20 protein-coding genes and 1 tRNA gene are annotated in these 20,190 nt (G+C 36.4%); 15 read left to right on the forward strand and 6 right to left on the reverse strand.

The annotated features are described in order from the left end of the window. Nucleotides 1–168: 168 nt before the first annotated feature. From cccA to ABH961_RS10965, 3 genes are all read left to right on the forward strand, one after another. Nucleotides 169–525: a cytochrome c550 gene (gene cccA / locus ABH961_RS10955; protein ID WP_000828145.1), complete on the forward strand. Its 357-nt coding sequence runs from the start codon at nt 169–171 to the stop codon at nt 523–525. 165 nt (nt 526–690) lie between these two features. Then, complete coding sequence (locus tag ABH961_RS10960) at nt 691–1,398, forward strand: tRNA (adenine(22)-N(1))-methyltransferase (RefSeq protein ID WP_048541528.1); 708 nt, start codon at nt 691–693, stop codon at nt 1,396–1,398. After that, a complete protein-coding gene (locus ABH961_RS10965) occupies nt 1,395–2,516 on the forward strand; it encodes a Nif3-like dinuclear metal center hexameric protein (protein ID WP_404519396.1) in 1,122 nt (373 codons plus the stop codon). The genes ABH961_RS10960 and ABH961_RS10965 overlap by 4 nt, the downstream gene beginning before the upstream one ends. 40 nt (nt 2,517–2,556) lie before the next feature. Here ABH961_RS10965 and ABH961_RS10970 read toward each other — a convergent pair whose 3' ends face one another. Together ABH961_RS10970 and vrrA are read right to left on the reverse strand one after the other, a co-directional pair. After that, the gene (locus ABH961_RS10970) at nt 2,557–3,507 is read right to left on the reverse strand and encodes a 4-hydroxy-3-methylbut-2-enyl diphosphate reductase (protein ID WP_000706674.1); all 951 of its coding nucleotides are present in this window, start codon (nt 3,505–3,507) and stop codon (nt 2,557–2,559) included. An 89-nt stretch (nt 3,508–3,596) separates the two neighbouring features. Next, nucleotides 3,597–4,331, reverse strand: a complete 735-nt coding sequence (gene vrrA, locus ABH961_RS10975; protein ID WP_098681502.1) for a VrrA/YqfQ family protein — start codon at nt 4,329–4,331, stop codon at nt 3,597–3,599. Nucleotides 4,332–4,511: 180 nt separating this feature from the next. On the opposite strand from vrrA, the gene ABH961_RS10980 reads away from it, so the two are divergent. Continuing rightward, nucleotides 4,512–5,822 carry a DEAD/DEAH box helicase gene (locus tag ABH961_RS10980; protein WP_000194012.1) on the forward strand — a complete coding sequence of 437 codons (1,311 nt, stop codon included), beginning with the start codon at nt 4,512–4,514 and terminating at the stop codon, nt 5,820–5,822. Nucleotides 5,823–6,012: 190 nt separating this feature from the next. Continuing rightward, a complete protein-coding gene (locus ABH961_RS10985) occupies nt 6,013–6,909 on the forward strand; it encodes a deoxyribonuclease IV (protein ID WP_048541534.1) in 897 nt (298 codons plus the stop codon). 26 nt (nt 6,910–6,935) lie between these two features. Here ABH961_RS10985 and ABH961_RS10990 read toward each other — a convergent pair whose 3' ends face one another. After that, nucleotides 6,936–7,190: a DUF2624 domain-containing protein gene (locus tag ABH961_RS10990; protein ID WP_001048965.1), complete on the reverse strand. Its 255-nt coding sequence runs from the start codon at nt 7,188–7,190 to the stop codon at nt 6,936–6,938. Between the two features lie 149 nt (nt 7,191–7,339). On the opposite strand from ABH961_RS10990, the gene ABH961_RS10995 reads away from it, so the two are divergent. From ABH961_RS10995 to ABH961_RS11010, 4 genes are all read left to right on the forward strand, one after another. Continuing rightward, a complete protein-coding gene (locus ABH961_RS10995; protein ID WP_000435955.1) occupies nt 7,340–8,218 on the forward strand; it encodes a YitT family protein in 879 nt (292 codons plus the stop codon). Nucleotides 8,219–8,610: 392 nt separating this feature from the next. After that, nucleotides 8,611–9,381 carry a metal ABC transporter ATP-binding protein gene (locus tag ABH961_RS11000; RefSeq protein WP_001059648.1) on the forward strand — a complete coding sequence of 257 codons (771 nt, stop codon included), beginning with the start codon at nt 8,611–8,613 and terminating at the stop codon, nt 9,379–9,381. Continuing rightward, complete coding sequence (locus tag ABH961_RS11005; RefSeq protein ID WP_000613823.1) at nt 9,381–10,214, forward strand: metal ABC transporter permease; 834 nt, start codon at nt 9,381–9,383, stop codon at nt 10,212–10,214. The genes ABH961_RS11000 and ABH961_RS11005 overlap by 1 nt, the downstream gene beginning before the upstream one ends. 13 nt (nt 10,215–10,227) lie before the next feature. Continuing rightward, a complete protein-coding gene (locus ABH961_RS11010) occupies nt 10,228–10,641 on the forward strand; it encodes a Fur family transcriptional regulator (RefSeq protein ID WP_001054512.1) in 414 nt (137 codons plus the stop codon). 79 nt (nt 10,642–10,720) lie between these two features. On the opposite strand, the gene ispG is transcribed toward ABH961_RS11010, so the two are convergent. The 3 genes from ispG to ABH961_RS11025 form a co-directional block, all read right to left on the reverse strand. Further along, a complete protein-coding gene (ispG, locus tag ABH961_RS11015) occupies nt 10,721–11,824 on the reverse strand; it encodes a flavodoxin-dependent (E)-4-hydroxy-3-methylbut-2-enyl-diphosphate synthase (protein WP_075308387.1) in 1,104 nt (367 codons plus the stop codon). Between the two features lie 164 nt (nt 11,825–11,988). Then, complete coding sequence (yqfZ, locus tag ABH961_RS11020; RefSeq protein ID WP_048541536.1) at nt 11,989–12,354, reverse strand: protein YqfZ; 366 nt, start codon at nt 12,352–12,354, stop codon at nt 11,989–11,991. Nucleotides 12,355–12,428: 74 nt separating this feature from the next. Further along, nucleotides 12,429–13,187 (reverse strand): DUF1189 domain-containing protein, encoded by a 759-nt coding sequence (locus tag ABH961_RS11025; protein ID WP_048541538.1) that lies wholly within the window; start codon nt 13,185–13,187, stop codon nt 12,429–12,431. 242 nt (nt 13,188–13,429) lie between these two features. Between ABH961_RS11025 and ABH961_RS11030 the strand changes: the two genes are divergently transcribed. From ABH961_RS11030 to pstC, 6 genes are all read left to right on the forward strand, one after another. Continuing rightward, a tRNA-Ile gene (locus tag ABH961_RS11030) sits at nt 13,430–13,503 on the forward strand. Nucleotides 13,504–13,718: 215 nt separating this feature from the next. Beyond that, nucleotides 13,719–14,330 (forward strand): superoxide dismutase [Mn], encoded by a 612-nt coding sequence (gene sodA / locus ABH961_RS11035; RefSeq protein ID WP_001052034.1) that lies wholly within the window; start codon nt 13,719–13,721, stop codon nt 14,328–14,330. A gap of 116 nt (nt 14,331–14,446) precedes the next feature. Further along, on the forward strand, nt 14,447–15,724 hold the full coding sequence (locus ABH961_RS11040) for an MFS transporter (RefSeq protein ID WP_000871369.1): 1,278 nt from the start codon (nt 14,447–14,449) through the stop codon (nt 15,722–15,724). Nucleotides 15,725–15,833: 109 nt separating this feature from the next. Beyond that, nucleotides 15,834–17,963: a peptidoglycan D,D-transpeptidase FtsI family protein gene (locus ABH961_RS11045; RefSeq protein ID WP_098681504.1), complete on the forward strand. Its 2,130-nt coding sequence runs from the start codon at nt 15,834–15,836 to the stop codon at nt 17,961–17,963. A gap of 330 nt (nt 17,964–18,293) precedes the next feature. After that, nucleotides 18,294–19,211, forward strand: coding sequence for a phosphate ABC transporter substrate-binding protein PhoX (phoX, locus tag ABH961_RS11050; protein ID WP_098653267.1), 918 nt, complete (start codon nt 18,294–18,296; stop codon nt 19,209–19,211). Nucleotides 19,212–19,238: 27 nt separating this feature from the next. Further along, complete coding sequence (pstC, locus tag ABH961_RS11055) at nt 19,239–20,189, forward strand: phosphate ABC transporter permease subunit PstC (RefSeq protein ID WP_000940910.1); 951 nt, start codon at nt 19,239–19,241, stop codon at nt 20,187–20,189. The last annotated feature ends 1 nt before the right edge of the window (nt 20,190 follow it).

Here is a 20,190-nt window from a genome sequence, read left to right on the forward strand (position 1 = left end):
AATAATTATCGAAATAATAAGCGATATAACAATAAAAAACAATAAACTGAATTTATGGAATATTTTTAACGATTAGTAGTTTACTCTTTTCTGATAGAGCGTTTTCAAGTACAATGGAAATGACTGAATCATCTAACTATTTAGGGGTATAGAGGGGGGAGAAGAGATATGAAACGTAATCCGCTGATTCCGTTCGCTCTTATTGCAGCATTAGGTATTATCGTTATGTTTGTATTTTCATTTCAGGGGCTAAATAAATCTAAAGAGTTAGCTGATGCAAAAAATGGCGGGAAGCCAGCACAAACAGCATCAAAGCCAGAGGATATTGTGAAACAAAGCTGTACGAGCTGCCACGGTGATCAATTACAAGGGGCAGTAGGACCTAATTTGCAAAAAATTGGTGGGAAACTTTCAAAAGATGAAATTAAAGAAATTCTTTCGAAAGGTAAAGGGAACATGCCACCAAATATAGTCCCAGCTGATCAAGCTGCTAAAGTAGCTGATTGGTTATCGAAGAAAAAATAAAGTTCCGTATGACAAGCCTTTTGCTTAAGCAAAAGGCTTGTTTTTCTATATTTTCTAAAATACGATGAATGATAGAGAAGTGAATTGTTGTTATAGGCTTGCAACAACTACTATAAATTCATTATCATGGAGACAGACTGACAAGAGAAGGAGTAATGGAAATACATGAATGAAGTAAAGCTTTCAAAACGATTAGAAGAAGTTGTGCGTGAAATACCGGTAGGATCTACAGTTGCTGATATTGGATCAGATCATGCGTATTTACCGTGTTATGCAATTATAAATAATATTGCTACAAAAGCAGTTGCAGGAGAGGTTGTAGAGGGGCCATTTCGCTCTGCGCAAGCAACTGTAGCTGAAAGTGGCTTACAAGATAAAGTAGATGTGCGTAAAGGGAATGGATTAGCTGTTATCGCGCCAGGAGAAGTAGATGTAATTACGGTTGCCGGAATGGGCGGGGCGTTAATTCGTGACATTTTAGAAAGTGGTAAAGAAAAATTAGAAGGTGTAACGCGTTTAATTTTACAGCCGAATATTGCAGCGCATCACATTCGTGAATGGTTTATTGAGAATGGATGGGAACTTATCCATGAAAAAATCGTAAAAGAAGATGGGAAAATTTACGAGATTTTAGTAGGAGAGCGAGGAAACATCGCGTCGCCTTATTCTGAAAATAAACAAGCTGAATTGTTTATGGGACCATTTTTAATAAAAGAAAAAAGTGAGGCTTTCGTTGAAAAATGGGAAGGAGAATTGAAAAACTTCCAAAATATTTTAAAGCAGTTAGAACGTGCGGCTGATTCTGAAGAAACAAAAGCGAAGCGTGCGGAAGTAGAAGCGAAAATGAAAATGATAGGGGAGGTTTTATCATGAGTAAAATTCCAAATGGCCATGAAATTATTTCTTTATTTGAAAGTATGTATCCGAAGCATTTGGCGATGGAAGGAGATAAGATTGGCCTGCAAATTGGAGCGCTTAATAAACCCGTACAACACGTATTGATTGCGTTAGATGTAACGGAGGAAGTTGTGGATGAAGCAATTCAATTAGGGGCGAATGTCATTATTGCACATCACCCTTTAATTTTTAATCCGTTAAAAGCGATTCATACAGATAAAGCGTACGGAAGAATTATTGAAATGTGTATTAAAAATGATATCGCCATTTATGCAGCACATACAAATGTGGATGTTGCTAAGGGCGGGGTAAATGATTTACTTGCTGAGGCGTTAGGATTGCAAAATACAGAAGTTTTGGCACCGACATATGCAGAAGAAATGAAAAAAGTTGTTGTGTTTGTGCCAGTAACTCATGTAGAAGAAGTACGAAAAGCATTAGGAGACGCAGGTGCTGGTCATATCGGCAATTATAGCCACTGTACGTTTAATAGCGAGGGTACAGGCACGTTTGTACCTCAAGAGGGAACAAATCCTTATATCGGGGAAACTGGGCAGTTAGAACGCGTAGAAGAAGTGCGAATCGAAACGATAATTCCAGCTTCACTACAACGAAAAGTGATTAAAGCAATGGTAACTGCACATCCATATGAAGAAGTAGCATATGATGTGTATCCACTTGATAACAAAGGTGAAACATTAGGGCTTGGAAAAATAGGATATTTACAAGAAGAAATGACACTTGGACAGTTTGCGGAACATGTAAAGCAATCATTAGATGTGAAGGGCGCAAGAGTTGTAGGGAAATTAGATGATAAAGTGCGCAAAGTAGCTGTACTTGGTGGCGATGGTAACAAATACATCAATCAAGCTAAATTTAAAGGAGCGGATGTATATGTAACGGGTGACATGTATTATCATGTTGCTCATGATGCTATGATGCTCGGTTTAAATATAATTGACCCAGGACATAACGTTGAAAAAGTAATGAAGCAAGGTGTACAAAAGCAATTACAAGAAAAAGTGGATGCAAAGAAATTCAATGTACACATTCATGCTTCGCAATTACATACGGATCCATTTACATTTGTATAAGAAAAATAAAAACCGTTGCTCATATAGGCAACGGTTTTTATTATTGTTCTTTTTTCACTTTTACACGAGGTAATATTTTTTGTAATGGTACTTTTCGAACTCTCTCCCATGTAGCGGGATTCATTGGATCATATTGATCTAAGAAAGCGATAACTTCTTTTGTAATTGGAGTTGGAGTAGAAGCACCTGCTGTAACAGCTACGTTTTCTACACCTTGTAGCCACTCTAATTTAATCTCACTTACGTCTGCAACGCGATATGCTTTCGTACCAGCGATTTCTTGTGATACTTGTGCTAAACGGTTTGAGTTGTTACTTTTCGGATCACCGACAACAATTGTTAAGTCTGCAACATCAGCTTGTTTAGCGACAGCTTCTTGGCGAACTTGAGTTGCTAAACAAATTTCCTTATGGAATTCTGCTGTTGGGAATTTTTTCTGAATGTCCTCCATTAAATGTTGAACATCCCATTGGCTCATCGTTGTTTGATTTGTAACTAAAATTTTATCTGTTGGAATTTCTAATGTTTTTAAATCATCAGCTCTTTCGATAAGGTGAACGATGTCAGGTGCAATACCAACTGCGCCTTCTGGTTCTGGATGATTTTTTTTGCCGATATAAATGACATGGTAACCTTCAGCTTTCTTTGCTTCAATAAGGTCATGTGTTTTTGTAACATCTGGACAAGTGGCATCGATTGTCGTTAAACCTTTTTCTTTTGCACGTTGTTTAACTTCTGGAGAAACACCGTGTGCAGTGAAAATAACAGTACCAGATTCGATTTTATCTAAAATTTCTAATCGACTTGGACCGTCTAATGTAATGATGCCATCTTCTTCGAATGCATCTGTTACATGTTTGTTGTGAACAATCATACCTAAAATATAAATAGGTCTTGGTAATGATGTATCTAATGCGGCGTTACGTGCAATAACCATCGCGTCCACAACACCGTAGCAATAACCACGAGGGGAAATTTTAACAATTTTCATATGAGTAATCCTCTCCTTCTAAACAAGGGATACTTTTGTGCATAGTCTTTTACATTATAAAGGAGGAATGGATAGAAAACAAAGGATTGTTACACATATAGTTTTGGTTTTGTTGCTATTTTTTGAACAGGCTCCTCTCGTAATTCTTTTTCTATGACAGGCTCAATCACTATTTTTTTTCTTTTTCTTTTTTTTTGTGGAGGAGGCGGAGTTGCTACCTCAACCTTTTCTGTTATGTCTTCAGTTGGATTTTTAGTTGGATTTTCTTCCGTACTTTTTCCAGAGGTGAGGATTTTAACAATGCTTGGTAGGTTACGCATAATAGGACCGTACTGTTCGACGACAGGGCTTACAGATTGAACGACTTGGGATACTTTTTCAATATTGTTTATCATATTAGTTGGATTCGAAATTAAATTTGCAAAAAAACTGCCGATGCCGCTACTTGATGCTGCTGTAGTTGCTGCACCGCCGCGCGTTTCATTTGATTCATACATTTGAGGGGGAATCATTTGCTCTGGATGTTGCTGCATGTATGGTTGATATTGTTGTGAGTATTGCTGCGGGTATTGTTGTTGGTATTGGTATTGTTGTTGATATTGGGGCGGCGGTTGCTGGTGCATCATTGGCGGCGGTCCATCTATTTGTCGATAAGGTGGAACCATTTGCATGAAAGGCTCGGTTGGATCGTGTTTTTTAAAGAGTTTAGCAAGGAACCCTTTCTTTTTTTGTGCCATCGGTGGTAGTTGTGGAATTGGATATGGTGTATAAGGTTGCTGTCCTTGATTCGGATACATTTGCCTTGTGTGGGATTTTGGAAACATGTGAGAAATCCTCCTTTCTTCAGTTAGGTATATACACATACAATATGCAATAAGAGGGAAGAAGGTTAGTTTTTGAAGTAAAAACCTAAACTAAAGATGGATTTTACTTGTAGATTTCGATATAATGTAGACTTGGCTGATTTGTGCGCGCAGTAGAAATTTAGAAAGAAGGTGTAACTTATGACACAACAAACTTTTACACAGTATGACTTTAAACCATTTTTAATAGATGCAGTTCGTGAACTACGCTTTACAGAGCCGACAGGAATTCAAAAGAAAATTTTCCCGGTCGTGAAAAAAGGTGTAAGTGTAATTGGACAATCCCAAACAGGTTCTGGGAAAACACATGCATACTTACTTCCTACATTGAACAGAATTAATGCAAGTCGTGAAGAAGTACAACTTGTTATTACAGCGCCTACTCGTGAGTTAGCACAACAAATTTACGAAGAAATCGTGAAATTAACAAAGTTTTGTGCGGAAGATCAAATGATTACAGCACGTTGTTTAATTGGTGGAACTGATAAACAACGATCAATTGAAAAGTTGAAAAAACAACCTCATATTGTAGTTGGAACACCAGGACGTATTAAAGATTTAGTGGAAGCACAAGCATTATTTGTTCATAAAGCAAATACTATTATTGTCGATGAAGCAGACTTAATGCTTGATATGGGATTCATTCATGATGTAGACAAAATTGCATCACGCATGCCTAGAAACTTGCAAATGCTAGTTTTCTCTGCAACAATTCCTCAAAAATTAAAACCGTTTCTGAAGAAATATATGGAGAATCCAGAGCATATTCATATCAATCCAAAACAAGTTGCGGCTGGGAATATTGAGCATTATTTAGTACCTTCTAAACATCGTAACAAAATCGATTTAGTGAACAAAATGTTGCTACAATTTAAACCGTATTTAGCAGTTGTTTTCACGAATACGAAGAAGATGGCGGATCAGGTTGCTGACGGATTAATGGAACGTGGCTTAAAAGTTGGACGAATTCACGGAGATTTATCACCGCGTGATCGTAAAAAAATGATGAAACAAATTCGTGATCTTGAATTCCAATATATTGTTGCAACTGATTTAGCAGCACGTGGTATTGATATTGAAGGAATTAGTCATGTTATTAACTACGAACTTCCATCAGATTTAGATTTCTTCGTTCACCGCGTTGGAAGAACAGCACGTGCGGGGCATTCAGGTATTGCAGTGACGATTTATGATCCAGCAAACGAAGAAGCGTTAGATAGTTTAGAAAAACAACGTCATATTGAGTTCAAGCATGTAGAGTTACGCGGAGATGAGTGGGCGGATTTAGGTGAACGTCGTCGTCGTAAGAGCCGTAAAAAACCAAATGATGAACTTGATGTTATGGCAACGAAAGTTATTAAAAAGCCGAAAAAAGTAAAACCAAACTATAAACGTAAACTTGCAACAGAACGTGATAAAGTGAAGAAAAAATATAGCAATAAAAAAAGATAAGGGGAGCCCCCTTATCTTTTTTTATCCGGATATTTGCGGGATAATAATCGGTGGGGAATGGAAAAACACTGATTAAAGTTTCGGTGTAGCTAGTTACAATTTGCGTAGTGTTTTAGGAACAAACAATTCGCTACATATTTCTACAAATTATGCTATCATTATATCTATTGTATATTGAAGAGGTGATTGTATGTTAAAGATTGGATCTCATGTTTCTATGAGTGGTAAGAAAATGTTATTAGCAGCAAGTGAAGAGGCTGTTTCATACGGTGCAACGACGTTTATGATTTATACAGGTGCACCGCAAAATACACGAAGAAAACCAATTGAAGAATTGAACATAGAAGCAGGAAGAAAACATATGGAACTAAACGGTATTGAGGAAATTATCGTACATGCGCCATATATTATTAATCTTGGGAATACGACGAAGCCAGAAACATTCCAATTAGGTGTAGACTTCCTTCGCATGGAAATTGAAAGAACATCGGCATTAGGTGTAGCGAAACAAATCGTTCTTCACCCAGGTGCGCACGTTGGTGCAGGAGCGGATGCTGGTATTCAACAAATTATTAAAGGGCTTAATGAAGTATTAATGCCAGAGCAGACGGTTAACATTGCGTTAGAAACGATGGCAGGAAAAGGAACAGAATGCGGTCGTAGCTTTGAAGAAATTGCAAAGATTATTGATGGTGTAAAATATAATGAAAAATTATCAGTATGCTTTGATACGTGTCATACGCACGATGCAGGATATGATATTGTAAATGATTTTGACGGCGTATTAAATGAATTTGATAAGATTGTTGGTATGGATCGTTTGCAAGTACTTCATATTAATGATAGTAAAAATGTATGTGGCGCAGGAAAGGACCGTCATGAAAATATCGGCTTCGGTCATATCGGTTATAAAGCGTTACATCATATTGTGCATCATCCGCAGTTAATGCACGTACCAAAAATTCTTGAAACGCCATATGTAGGTGAAGATAAAAAAGATAAGAAGCCACCATATAAATTAGAAATCGAAATGCTGAAAAATGGTACTTTTGATGAAGGAATTCTTGAGAAAATTAAAGCGCAATAAGCAATAAGGAGGGGATTTTCCCCTCCTTATTTTAGTAGTTGCTGAAATAAAGTATTTACTTGTTGGGCAGTAGCAGGGGAGGTTACTTTTGCTATTTGTTTTAAGAGCTCTAGCCGTTCGTCATTATCGTAAATGTTAATATTTTTTCCTTTCATAAGTAAAACAATTTGATCCGCTTGTGCAGTCGTAATAGAAACTTCATACTCTTTACTATATTTCAATAACTCTTTTGTAGAAATATGATTTAATTTTTTATTTACAAGTTGTTTAATGAGGTTCATTGAGTTATCCTCCTTCACACGTTCTTCTATCGAAATATATGAGTACGTAGCTTGTACATATTCGTATAGAGTTTCTTTTTTCATGAGAAAAAGAAGCGTATGTTATAATATAAGGACAAAACTATAGAAAAAGAGTATAAGGAGGACTTATGGAACAAAAGCAACATCGAAAAGAAAGTGTTATCCATCTTATTTATCGTTTAGTTATGATTATTTTTGGGGCAGCATGCGCAGCGGTAGCGATTGAACTATTTTTAATGCCAAATAAAATTATTGATGGTGGAATTATTGGTATTTCTCTTATATTAGATTATCTTACTCCTAATATTTGGTGGTTAAGTTTCTCTACTTTAGTCGTTATTCTCAATATCCCATTTATGTATTCAGGTTATAAGCAAATCGGAAAAACGTTCATGTTATCTTCGGCGTTCGGTATTGTAGCTTTAGCGTTTATTGAATCAACGTTACATGCTGTTCCACCATTTACAACAGAGCCGATTTTAGCAACAGTGTTTGGTGGTCTTATTTTAGGTATTGGTGTAGGGCTCGTTATTCGCCATGGTGGATCAATGGACGGAACAGAAATTATGGGTATTTTATTAACGAAGAAATTACCTTTCTCTGTTGGCGAATTTGTAATGTTTGTGAACTTATTCATTTTTGCATGGGCAGCATTTGTATTTGGTGTTGAACAAGCTATGTATTCTGTTATGACGTACTATATTGCATTCAAAACAATTGATACAGTCATTCAAGGTTTAGATGAAACGAAAGCAGTTTTAATTGTATCAGATCAATATGAGGAAGTATCAAATGCGATTTTGCATCGTCTTGGTCGTGGAACTACAAAGCTTGTAGCGAAAGGCGGTTACACGGATAAAGAAAAAGAAGTTATTTATGCAGTTGTAACGCGTCTGGAAGTGACGAAGTTAAAATCAATTGTGTATGAAATTGATGCGAATGCGTTTGTTACGATTATGAATACACAAGAGACAAATGGTGGCAAGTTTAAATCGGCTATCCACTAGAAAATTTATCCAGTAAAAATCCTCGCCAATCGTTAGGGGATGGCCTCATCTGATTAAGGTTTCATTTTATCCCGCGTTAACGGACAGTAAACTCCCACCTCAAAATTCAGTTGGAGCAAAGAAGTTAGGTGGGAGATCAACTGTCCGTAAACGTCCGATTGGTTCAACTAATAATCAGTGGGGGATGAAGAAAACCCCCACTGATTAAAGTTTCACTTTATAGGAATATTTTTCGAAAGCAGAGAATTTTTCTCTGCTTTTTGTTATAATAGTAAGGTTTCTTGAAAAAATTGATATATTTTAGGCAGATTGGTTTACAACTATAATAAGCTGTACTATAATTCAAATAGATATAAATCGGAATCATTCTGAATTAAAATAGGTGAGATGCTATGAATAATATATTAGAAATAGAAGGATTGTCATTTCGATATGAAGATCGAAATGTGTTAGAAGATATTAATTTGCAAGTTCCGAAGGGAGCTTTTTTAGGTTTAGTTGGACCAAATGGTTCTGGGAAATCAACTTTGCTAAAATGTTTATTAGGCGTTTTAAAGCCAAAACAGGGAAGTATTCGTTTGTTTGGTGTTGACAGTAAGAAGTTTAAAGAATGGAACAAAGTTGGTTATGTGTCGCAAAAGGCAAATAGCTTTAATTCTGGTTTTCCGGCCACTGTTTTTGAAGTGGTATCAATGGGACTCGTTTCGAAAAAAGGGCTGTTTCGCTTTTTCACGAAAAACGATAAGGAAAAGGTAGAAAAAGCGATTGCTGATGTAGGGATGAGTGCGTTTCAAGGGCGCAATATCGGAGAACTTTCTGGTGGACAACAACAGCGTGTATTTATTGCTCGTGCGCTCGTTAGTGATCCTGAATTACTTATTTTGGACGAGCCCACTGTTGGAATCGATGTGAAGAATGTAGAAAGTTTTTATGAGATATTAGAGGATTTAAACAAAAGGTTAGGAATCACATTAATTCTCGTTACTCATGATATGGGAGCTGTTACAGAGAAGGTAACACATGTTGCATGCTTAAACCAACATCTACATTTCCATGGAAATGTAGAGAAGTTCCGAGAGTTAGAAGATGCAGAAATGTCCGTCTTATATGGACATCATGTTCATCGTTTAGAACACGAGCATGAGCATCACGGGAGGATATAATGATACAAGATTTTTTACAATATGACTTTTTACGGAATTCTTTATATGCAGGGATTTTAATAGGACTTGTTGCGCCGCTTATCGGTGTATTTGTTGTCATTCGCCGAATGTCGCTTATTGCGGATGCTTTAAGTCACGTGACATTATCGGGTATTGCTGCAAGTTTACTACTAGAAAAAACAATTTTCACAGGAGGATTTTTAAATCCGTTATATATGGGAATGATTTTTTCTATTGGTGGGGCGTTACTAATTGAAAAATTACGTACTGTATATAAACATTATCAAGAATTAGCAATTCCGATTATTCTTTCAGCAGGAATGGGAATTGGGGTTATTTTTATATCACTTGCAAATGGATTTAACACTGATTTATTTAGTTATTTATTTGGGAGTGTAAGTGCTGTAACAAGTACGGATTTAATAATCATCGGCATTGTAGCAATTGTTGTTATTGTAACGATCACTTTATTATACAAAGAGTTATTTTTACTATCGTTTGATGAGGAATATGCTGTATCAACCGGTTTGAGTGCAAAGTGGATTCACTTTATTTTCATTATATTGGTTGCTCTTGTTATTGCAGTATCAATGCGTGTAGTAGGGGTTCTCCTCGTATCATCATTAATGACGTTACCAGTTGCAGCAAGTATTCGTATTGCGAATGGATTTAAACAAACAATTTTCTTTTCCATTTTATTTGGTGAAATTGCAGTAATTGGTGGAATGTTTGCTTCATATCAACTTGATCTAGCACCAGGTGGTACAATTGTTATGATAGCAGTTCTTATTTTAATTGGTGCGATTTTATGGAAAAAGAAAAAAACTGCATAAAGTAGGGATAGATATGAATCTAACAGAAGCTTTACGCCTAATGAAAGATAAAGGATACAAACATACTGGGAAAAGGGAAGAAATGCTCAGGTTATTTGCAGCTCACAATCGTTATTTAACGGCGAAAGACGTTTTAGAGCATATGAAGGATGATTATCCAGGTCTTAGCTTTGATACGATTTATCGTAACTTAACGGTGTTTGCTGAAATCGGTGTTTTAGAACAAACGGAATTAAATGGTGAAAAACATTTTCGTTTTACATGTTCTATTATGGAACATCATCATCATTTTATTTGTTTAGATTGCGGGGGGACGAAAGAGATTACTTCCTGCCCGATGGATTTTATGAATAAAGATTTTAACGGTTATGAAGTAACCGGTCATAAGTTTGAAATATATGGCCGTTGTCCAAAATGTGCAAAATAAGAACTCGTCGGTTACATAACTGACGAGCTTTTTTACGTAAAAAAGAAGGTTGCCCACAAATATTGTGGCAACCTTCTTTTTATTGTTCTTGTGTTTCTTTTTCTTTTTCTCGTTCAGCAGCCATTTCAGCAGCAATTACATCGATTTCTTTTTTCAGTTCTTCTACCATTATTTCTTCTGGTACTTTACGAACAACTTGCCCTTTACGGAATAATAATCCTTCTCCACGTGCACCGGCAATACCGATATCAGCTTCACGAGCTTCACCAGGACCGTTTACAGCGCAACCAAGTACTGCAACTTTAATTGGTACTTTTAGTGTAGAGATGTATTCTTCCACCTCGTTAGCGATGCTAATTAAATCAATTTCAATACGACCACAAGTTGGGCAAGAAATAAGTGTTGCTGCATTAGATGCAAGACCGAATGACTTTAATAGTTCACGCGCAACTTTTACTTCTTCAACTGGGTCAGCACTTAATGAAATACGTAGTGTATTTCCGATGCCTTTATTTAAGATTGCGCCAAGACCAGCGGCACTTTTTACAGTTCCGGCAAATAATGTTCCGGATTCTGTAATACCTAAATGTAATGGGTAATCAAAAGCACGAGCAGCTTTTTCGTATGCTTCAATTGCTAAGTTAACATCAGAGGCTTTCATAGACACGATAATATCGTGGAAATCTAAGTCCTCTAAAATTTTAATGTGATGTAGGGCGCTCTCGACCATACCATCTGCAGTTGGGTATCCGTACTTTTCTAAAATGTGACGTTCTAATGAACCTGCGTTTACACCGATACGGATTGGAATACCGCGTTCTTTTGCTGCATTTACAACAGCTTCTACTTTATGGCGACGACCAATGTTACCTGGATTGATACGTACTTTATCAATGCCACCTTCAATTGCTTTTAAAGCAAGACGATAATCAAAATGAATATCAGCAACAAGTGGAATGTTGATTTGTTTTTTAATATCAGCAATAGCATTTGCTGCGCGTTCGTCTGGAACAGCAACACGGACGACTTGACAGCCAGCTTCTTCTAAACGTTTAATTTCAGCAACTGTTGCTTCAACATCATGTGTTTTTGTTGTTGTCATACTTTGTATAATTAATTCATTATTACCGCCAATTGTTAAATTACCGACTTTAACTGGACGTGTTTTTGTACGATGAGTCATTTCATTCACGAATAGATCGCTCTCCTTATAAAAGAAGTTTCTTATTTAGTCCCTCATATCAATGAAAGTATACGTGATACAGGGCTATAGAAACCGAAGTGCTCGGTTTCACTTTTACTATTGTATCAGCGCCTTTATGTAATTGACAAGGATTAAGTGATTGCTCATTGATATAACGGGAATTTATAAGACTTTCCAATTTGTATTTTTGTAGCAGATGTACTTTTGTTTAGTTGTTTAAAGTCATCAATTACCTTTTCAATGGAAGGGATTTTTTTCTTATTAATTTGTTCGGTAATAGAAAGAACTGTCTCACCTGTTTTGACTTCGATTGTTTTATAAGTTACATCTGTTTCTTTTTCTGCTTTGTTCTCTTTCTTTTGTTTTGTATCTGTATTTTCTTGCTTTATCGTTTGGGCAGCGGTTGTTTTTTTATATGAACTTAACATCGGTAAGGTGCCGATTTTTATATCGTAATAAAATATATAACCAAGAACAAGCACGAATAAGAATATACCTAATCTTTTCATATTCTTCACTCCTTTGCTAGGAATATATGCTTGTCCAAAAAAAAAATGCCTATTTAGGCATTTTTTTTTCGTTCTTATTTTTCTTTCGGTTTTGGAACTTCTTTAATCGTTAAGTAAAGAACAATTAAAACAACTGCGATATAAATGAATGTTGAACCAGGTACAACAATTTTGAATAGATCCATAATCATAAAGAAGATTGTTGGGATTGTGTAGCTGTATGCAGTTAACGTCCATACTTGCTTATAAGATAATTTACGTTGACCACTCATAGCAGAACCTATAAACGCAAGTAAAGTAATTCCTAAGAAAGTAATAAACAATTGGAATAGGTACACTAACACTCCAATAACGGCTAGTAAAATTGGATAAATACTATCGAATACAGAAATGAAATCTTGCAAATCTTTCTTCTCAAGAGATGTCCCTAATAAATCATTATAGGAGTATGTTTGTGTTTGACCATTTCCTATAGAAACTACTTTATCTTTTAAAATAAATAAACCAGTTTTGTTTTGATATGTTTCTATATCTGTTGTATTGGGATCAAATACGAAAAGAGCATCTCCCTCTTCCTTTAGAATAGGTTGTTCAATATCTGCTTTTAGTTCACCGTTTTCGATTTTAAAATCAGGTAAATCTTTTTCAATTGCTTGATTTACCATGCTGACACTATCTTGGATAAAGCTGCCGTAAAAGAATGTTCTTGGAATAGTAGTGATTAGACAAAGTAGCATAATATACAAAATGGTTTTTCCGATTTTTTGAAAACGGAATAGCGCCATATCTTTAGGCGAATATACGCTTTTTGCTAATTGGGTAAATATGGACATAGATTCACTTCCTTTATGTATGTATAAAATCATTGTAACGTAGGAATCTAGAGAATCTCAAGATATATTATATTTACATATAGTGGAGATAACTAAATTTCTTTTTATTAATTTTCTTCTTTTATATGAGAAAAATACAATTGACACTTTTCTTTGTCATATGGTAAATTTATCTTACATTTCTTAAAGGATATATCCGATAGGAATTCCTTTATTTGATATGTTGTTACATACATAATTGTGGACCCTTAGCTCAGCTGGTTAGAGCAGACGGCTCATAACCGTCCGGTCGTAGGTTCGAGTCCTACAGGGTCCATATCGCATGTTTATTATGTCAGTGGGAAGCTTCCTTGTAGAAGGGAGCTTTTTTTACGGAATATATGAGCATTTTAATTGAAAAGAAGTGGGATTTTTGCTACGTTAATGATAGCAAGACAATGTGATTTATTTGTTTGCACCCTATGGCAATTAGGGTAGAATGAAGTTGTATGTCACTTAAGTGGCAATACATAAACTGGGAGGAATATAACAATGGCAAAACACGAATTACCAAATTTACCTTATGCGTATGATGCTTTAGAGCCTCACTTTGACAAAGAAACAATGAACATCCATCATACAAAACATCATAACACTTACATTACAAACTTAAACGCTGCTTTAGAAGGTCATGCAGAATTAGCTGACAAAAGCGTAGAAGAATTAGTTGCAAACTTAAACGAAGTACCAGAAGCAATCCGTACAGCAGTACGTAACAATGGTGGCGGACATGCTAACCATACATTCTTCTGGACAATCTTATCTCCAAACGGCGGCGGACAACCAGTAGGCGAACTTGCAACTGCAATTGAAGCGAAATTCGGTAGCTTCGATGCATTCAAAGAAGAATTCGCAAAAGCTGGCGCAACTCGTTTCGGTTCTGGTTGGGCTTGGTTAGTAGTAAACAATGGTGAGTTAGAAGTAACAAGCACGCCAAACCAAGATTCTCCTCTAACTGAAGGTAAAACTCCAGTTGTAGGTTTAGATGTTTGGGAACATGCTTACTACCTAAATTACCAAAACCGTCGTCCTGACTACATCGGTGCATTCTGGAACGTTGTAGATTGGAACGCTGCTGAAAAACGTTACCAAGAAGCAAAATAATTGTAATAACGATAGAAAAAGCTAGGAGAATGCTCCTAGCTTTTTTCTATGCTTTCCTTTTACATAATTGGGCTTGTCTTTGGAAGACTAGAACATGAAGTAAAGGAGAGTTGTGTATGAAGTGGAAACATATAATTGGTGACGTTGAAGTGAATCGGGATTTAGTGTTGTTGCTCCTTATTGGAGGTTTATACACGCTCGCAATTTCTTTATCGAATACGTTTGTTAACATTTATTTATGGAAACAAACACAAAATTATGTGAATCTTGGCTTGTATAATTTGGCCAGCGTTGTATTGCAGCCTCTCACATTTCTTATAGGTGGGAAATTAGCGAAGCGTATTGATCGCTCAATCTTGTTACGAATAGGCGTAGGCACGTTAGCTATTTTTTTTATCGTTGTTTTAGTAGCGGGAAAAAGCGCTTCTCACTATATTTTATTAATGGGGGCTCTTTTAGGAGTCGGATATGGTTTTTACTGGCTCGCGTTTAACTTATTAACATTTGAGATTACAGAACCAGAAACAAGAGATTTCTTTAATGGGTTTCTTGGACTTCTTACATCCTTCTCTGGCATGATTGGACCGATAGCAGCTGGATACACAATTTCACGTATGGAAAAATGGAGTGGCTATACGGTCATATTCTTTCTTTCGTTAGTGTTATTTGCAATTGCTGTTATTTTAAGCTTTTTTGTATCTAAGAGAGAATGTGAAGGACGGTATGAAATTGTACAAGTATTGAAAGAGCGGCAGATTGATAAAAATTGGGGAAGAATTACACGTGCTCATTTTTTCCAAGGGTTGAGAGAGGGAACGTTTATTTTTGTGATTTCCGTGTACGTGTATTTAGCGACGGATAGTGAACTCGCCTTAGGAAAATATAGCTTAGTAAATTCTGCTGTATCATTTGTATGTTACTACTTAGTCACTCGTATGTTAAAGAAAGAGTGGCGGAAAAAAGCAATTTTACTTGGAGGCATTATTTTATATGCTGTCGTATTTTTAGTTATATTCAACGTTACATACGCAAAATTACTTATTTATGCAGCGTGTATTGCGGTTGCATACCCTATTTTGCTTGTTCCGTACGGGTCCATGACATACGATGTAATTGGCAGAGCGAAAAATGCGAGAGAGTGGCGTGTAGAGTATGTAGTTGTCCGAGAATTATGGTTAAATGCAGGAAGAATTTGCTCGATTTTAAGTTTTTTATGCGCTGTACTATTCTTTCCGCCCGAAAAAAGTTTACCTTACTTATTATGTATTTTAGGTGCAGGACATTTTCTTATTTATTTTGCAGTTAAAAATGTCAAATATGATGAGGGAAATGCAAGTAAAACAAGTGTTGTAACGCAAGCAAATGCGCAGAATCAAACAGAACCAGAAGGTTAACTTCTCGGTTGTTTTATGCTAGAATAGAAAAAGATGTAAGACAGCAGTGAGGACACCTGTATGAAGGTGTCCCTTTCACATTACATAGCTGTTGGTAGAGGAGGTTTGTATGAGCAAGAAGCAGAAACAACAAAAGAAAAAGACTCACGTTCCTTTTCGGTTAAACGTGCTGTTTTTCTGCGTGTTTTTAATGTTCTCCGCGGTTATTGTAAGGCTAGGATATGTACAAATTGTTCGCGGTGAGGAATATAAGAATGAAGTGGAGAGGAAAGAGAACTCGACGATAAGTAATCCTGTACCACGTGGGAAAATATTTGACCGTTATGGGCGAGCTGTAGTAGATAATGCAGCTGTTCGTACGATTACATTTACAAAAATGAAAGGATCAACTGCAGAGGCTCGCTTAGAAACAGCGAAAAAGCTAGCAGAGTTGATTGAAGTACCGACAGATAAATTAACAGATCGTGATAAAAAAGATTATTGGCTTGCTATGCATAAAGAGGAAGCTAAAGAAAAAATTACGAATAAAGATCGTCAAGAGTTAAAAGATAAAAAAATTGACGATAAAGAATTAGATGAGCGTCAACGAAGTCGTGTGACAGAAGAAGAAGTGAATCAATTATCCGCAAAAGATTTAGAAATACTAGCGATTAAAAGCAAAATGGACGGCGGATATGCGATGACGCCACAAGTTATTAAAAAAGATGCTACACCAGAAGAGTATGCGATTATTAGTGAAAATTTAGCAGAATTGTCGGGAGTAGATACGAGTGTCGATTGGGAACGAAAATATGCATATGATGGTGATTTGTTCCGAAGTGTACTTGGTGGTGTAACAACTTCTGACGAAGGTTTACCGAAAGAGCGTTTAGATTACTATCTTGTTCGTGATTACAATCGTAATGATCGTGTAGGGAAAAGTTATCTTGAACAGCAATATGAAGATAGCCTGCACGGTACGAAAGCAGAAGTGAAAAATATTACAGATAAAAACGGTAATATTTTAGAAACGATTAATGTCTCACAAGGGCAACGAGGTAATGACCTGAACTTAACAATCGATATGGAATTACAAAAGCGTGTAGAGGAAATTATCACTAAAAATTTATTGAAATATAAAGGTGGGCAACCTCTTTTAGATCGCGCATTCGTTGTAATGATGAATCCGAAAAATGGTGAAGTTTTATCTATGGCAGGGAAACAGTTAGTGAATGAAAATGGCGAAACGAAAGTACAAGATTTCGCATTAGGATCGATGACAAGTTCTTATCCAATGGGATCGACTGTAAAAGGTGCGACAGTACTTACAGGATATCAAACAGGTGCGATTCAACCAGGTTCAGTTCAATTTGATGAACCAATCAGGTTAAAGGGAACACCACAAAAAGCTTCTTGGAAGAATATGGGATATATTAATGATTTGACAGCATTAAAAATGTCTTCTAACGTATATATGTTTAAAACAGCGATGAATCTCGCAGGCGTTCAATATGTGAGAGGTGGTACGTTAGATATACCACAAAAAGCATTTGATACGATGCGTTATTATTTCGGACAGTTTGGACTTGGCGTAAAAACAGGTATTGATTTACCGAATGAATCTGCGGGTCAAACAGGTAGAGGGAGTCAGCCAGGTTTCCTATTAGATTTATCAATTGGACAGTATGATACGTACACACCACTTCAATTAGCGCAGTACATTTCAACAATTGCAAATGGTGGTTACCGTATGCAGCCGCAAGTTGTGAAAGAAATTCGTCAACCGGCAGCGAAACCAGAAGAAACTGGAAAAGTTGTTCATTCAATGGAACCGAAAGTACTAAACCGTATTGATATGCCTGAATCACAAATTAAACGTGTTCAGGAAGGATTTAGACAAGTATTTAACGAGTCTGGTGGTACAGCTGCGAAATACTTTACAGGCGCACAATATAAAGCTGCTGGTAAAACAGGTACAGCTGAAACTGTGTATGGCGGAGATAAAGAGATTGGTAGAAAGGCAAACGGTGAGCGTAAAGAAACATATAACTTAACGTTAGTAGGTTATGCGCCACTTGAAGATCCTGAAGTAGCATTTTCTGTTGTTGTACCTTGGGTAGATGATAAATCAGGTATTAACGGATATATTAGCCGTGACATTATGGACGCGTACTTTGATTTGAAAAAAGTAGAAAATGGCGAAGTTTCAAAAGATGAAATAGATAATAAAAAGAAAAATAGAGATCAAGATGACGAATAAAAAAGTTGTAAAAAAAGCACACTATCTGAAAAGATAGTGTGCTTTTTTTTATGGTTCATGCATACGTTTTAATAAAGTGGACAAGCATATTATATCGGAAAATTAAGAGGCCTCACAAATGATATTTATGCCCCCCTCTGGAGGATAACGGTTTTATGGACCAATCATTAGTGAAAATGAACGATGGCTACGGATTAAAGTTTTACTTAATGTTGATTCTTGTGGAACTTTACAAAACTTTTACAAACAATTAAAACCGAATTAATAGTTTAGCAGTATTCTTATATCTGTAATCCTGTTATTTCCGGTTACTTCTAGGAGGAAGAACACGTGAAATGGATAAGTGCATCGATTAAAGTTTTCATACTGTCGACTTGTTTCCTTTATGTTGGCACGTCTACTGCATTTGCTGTAAATGAAATGGGAGAAGTGAGAGTTGATGGATCCTCAACAGTTTTTCCTGTTATAGAAGCAGTAGCGGAGGAATATACAAAGGTGCATCCAAACGTGAAAATTTCCATCAGTGTTTCTGGAACAGGAGGAGGATTTAATCGTTTCAGTAAAGGAGAAGTAGACATAAATAATGCTTCGAGAGCAATGAAACAAGTAGAAGAAAATGAAATGAAGAAAAACTCCATTCAGTTTACACCGTTTGAAGTCGCTTACGATGGTCTTACGATCGTTGTGAATCGCCAAAATACTTGGGTAGACAATATGACGGTAGACGAGTTACGTCTATTATGGAGTGAAGATGAAAGCGAAAAGCGATGGTCACAAATTCATTCATCATGGCCACGTGAACAGGTGAAGTTTTATGCGCCAGGTGTAGACTCTGGTACGTATGATTATTTTCAAAATGTCATCTTACAAAATAGTCGCATTGTAAAAAAAGTCTCTTTGTCTGAAGATGATCAAGTTATTATGCAAGGGGTAATGAATGATAAAAATGCCATTGCTTTTGTAGGATATGCTTATTATATGGCCAATCGAGATAAGGTGAGAGCAATAAAAGTGAATGGTGTACTTCCGACGAAAGATACCATTCAATCAGGTAAGTATAAGCCATTATCTAGGCCGCTATTTGCTTATGTGAATGATGCATCTATCCGAAATAAAATGAATGTAGCAAATTATATTGAGTTTATGATTCAGCATGTTGGTGATCTCGCTGAAGAGGTAGGATATGTAAAATTACCAAAAGAAAAATACAATGAACAGCTGCGGATGTTAACAGAAATAAAAAGGTAATGTCAGGGTGGAAAGGGGTTTTCATCTTTGGCTCATAATGACAAAAGTCAAATTACATTTTCTGTACAACATTTGATTGAAAGAAATACAAAACAAAGAAAAAAAACGCAGCGAATCAATCGAATCGTTCCGTTATTACTAAAAATAATTGCTAGCGTGTCTATTGTAACGACACTTGGAATTATTTTCACACTGGCAAATGAAACATTGATGTTTTTTCAAACAATACCATTACACTCCTTTTTGACGGGAAAAGAATGGTTACCTTTTTTTGAAGATCCTAAATTCGGTATATTACCACTTATATGTGGAACGTTCCTTGTAACAGCAATTGCCATGTTCGTAGCAATTCCTATCGGTTTAGCGTGTGCTGTATTTTTAAGCGAATATGCTTCAAACGGTGCAAGGAAAGTATTAAAACCGATGTTAGAACTATTAGCAGGTATCCCGACAATTGTATATGGTTTTTTTGCATTAACAGTTGTCACACCACTTTTACAACGGATTATACCAGATTTACAGTTTTTTAATGCGATTAGTCCAGGTATTGTTATTGGTTTTATGATGATACCTACAATTGCATCTCTATCTGAAGACGCGATGAGAGCTGTAGCGAAAGGAACGAAAGAAGCTTCGTTAGCACTTGGAGCAACTCGGTTTGAGATGGTAAAACAAGTCGTGTTTCCTTCGGCTTTTACAGGGATTATGGCAGCGATCATATTAGCTGCTTCCAGAGCAATTGGTGAAACGATGATAGTTGTAATTGCAGCGGGATCTACACCGAATGTATCGCTCGATCCGACGCACTCTATTCAAACGCTAACAGCCTATATTGTGCAAGTGAGCTTAGGTGATGCTCCGCATGGAACAATTACGTATTACAGCATGTACGCTGTAGGCGCAACGTTATTCTTGTTTACTCTTATAATGAACATCATTTCATACTCTATTATGCGCCGCTTTAGGAGGGTGACATAAT

Origin of the sequence: Bacillus sp. RC251, from assembly GCF_044908765.1 — a bacterium.
Classification (GTDB): domain Bacteria; phylum Bacillota; class Bacilli; order Bacillales; family Bacillaceae_G; genus Bacillus_A; species Bacillus_A wiedmannii.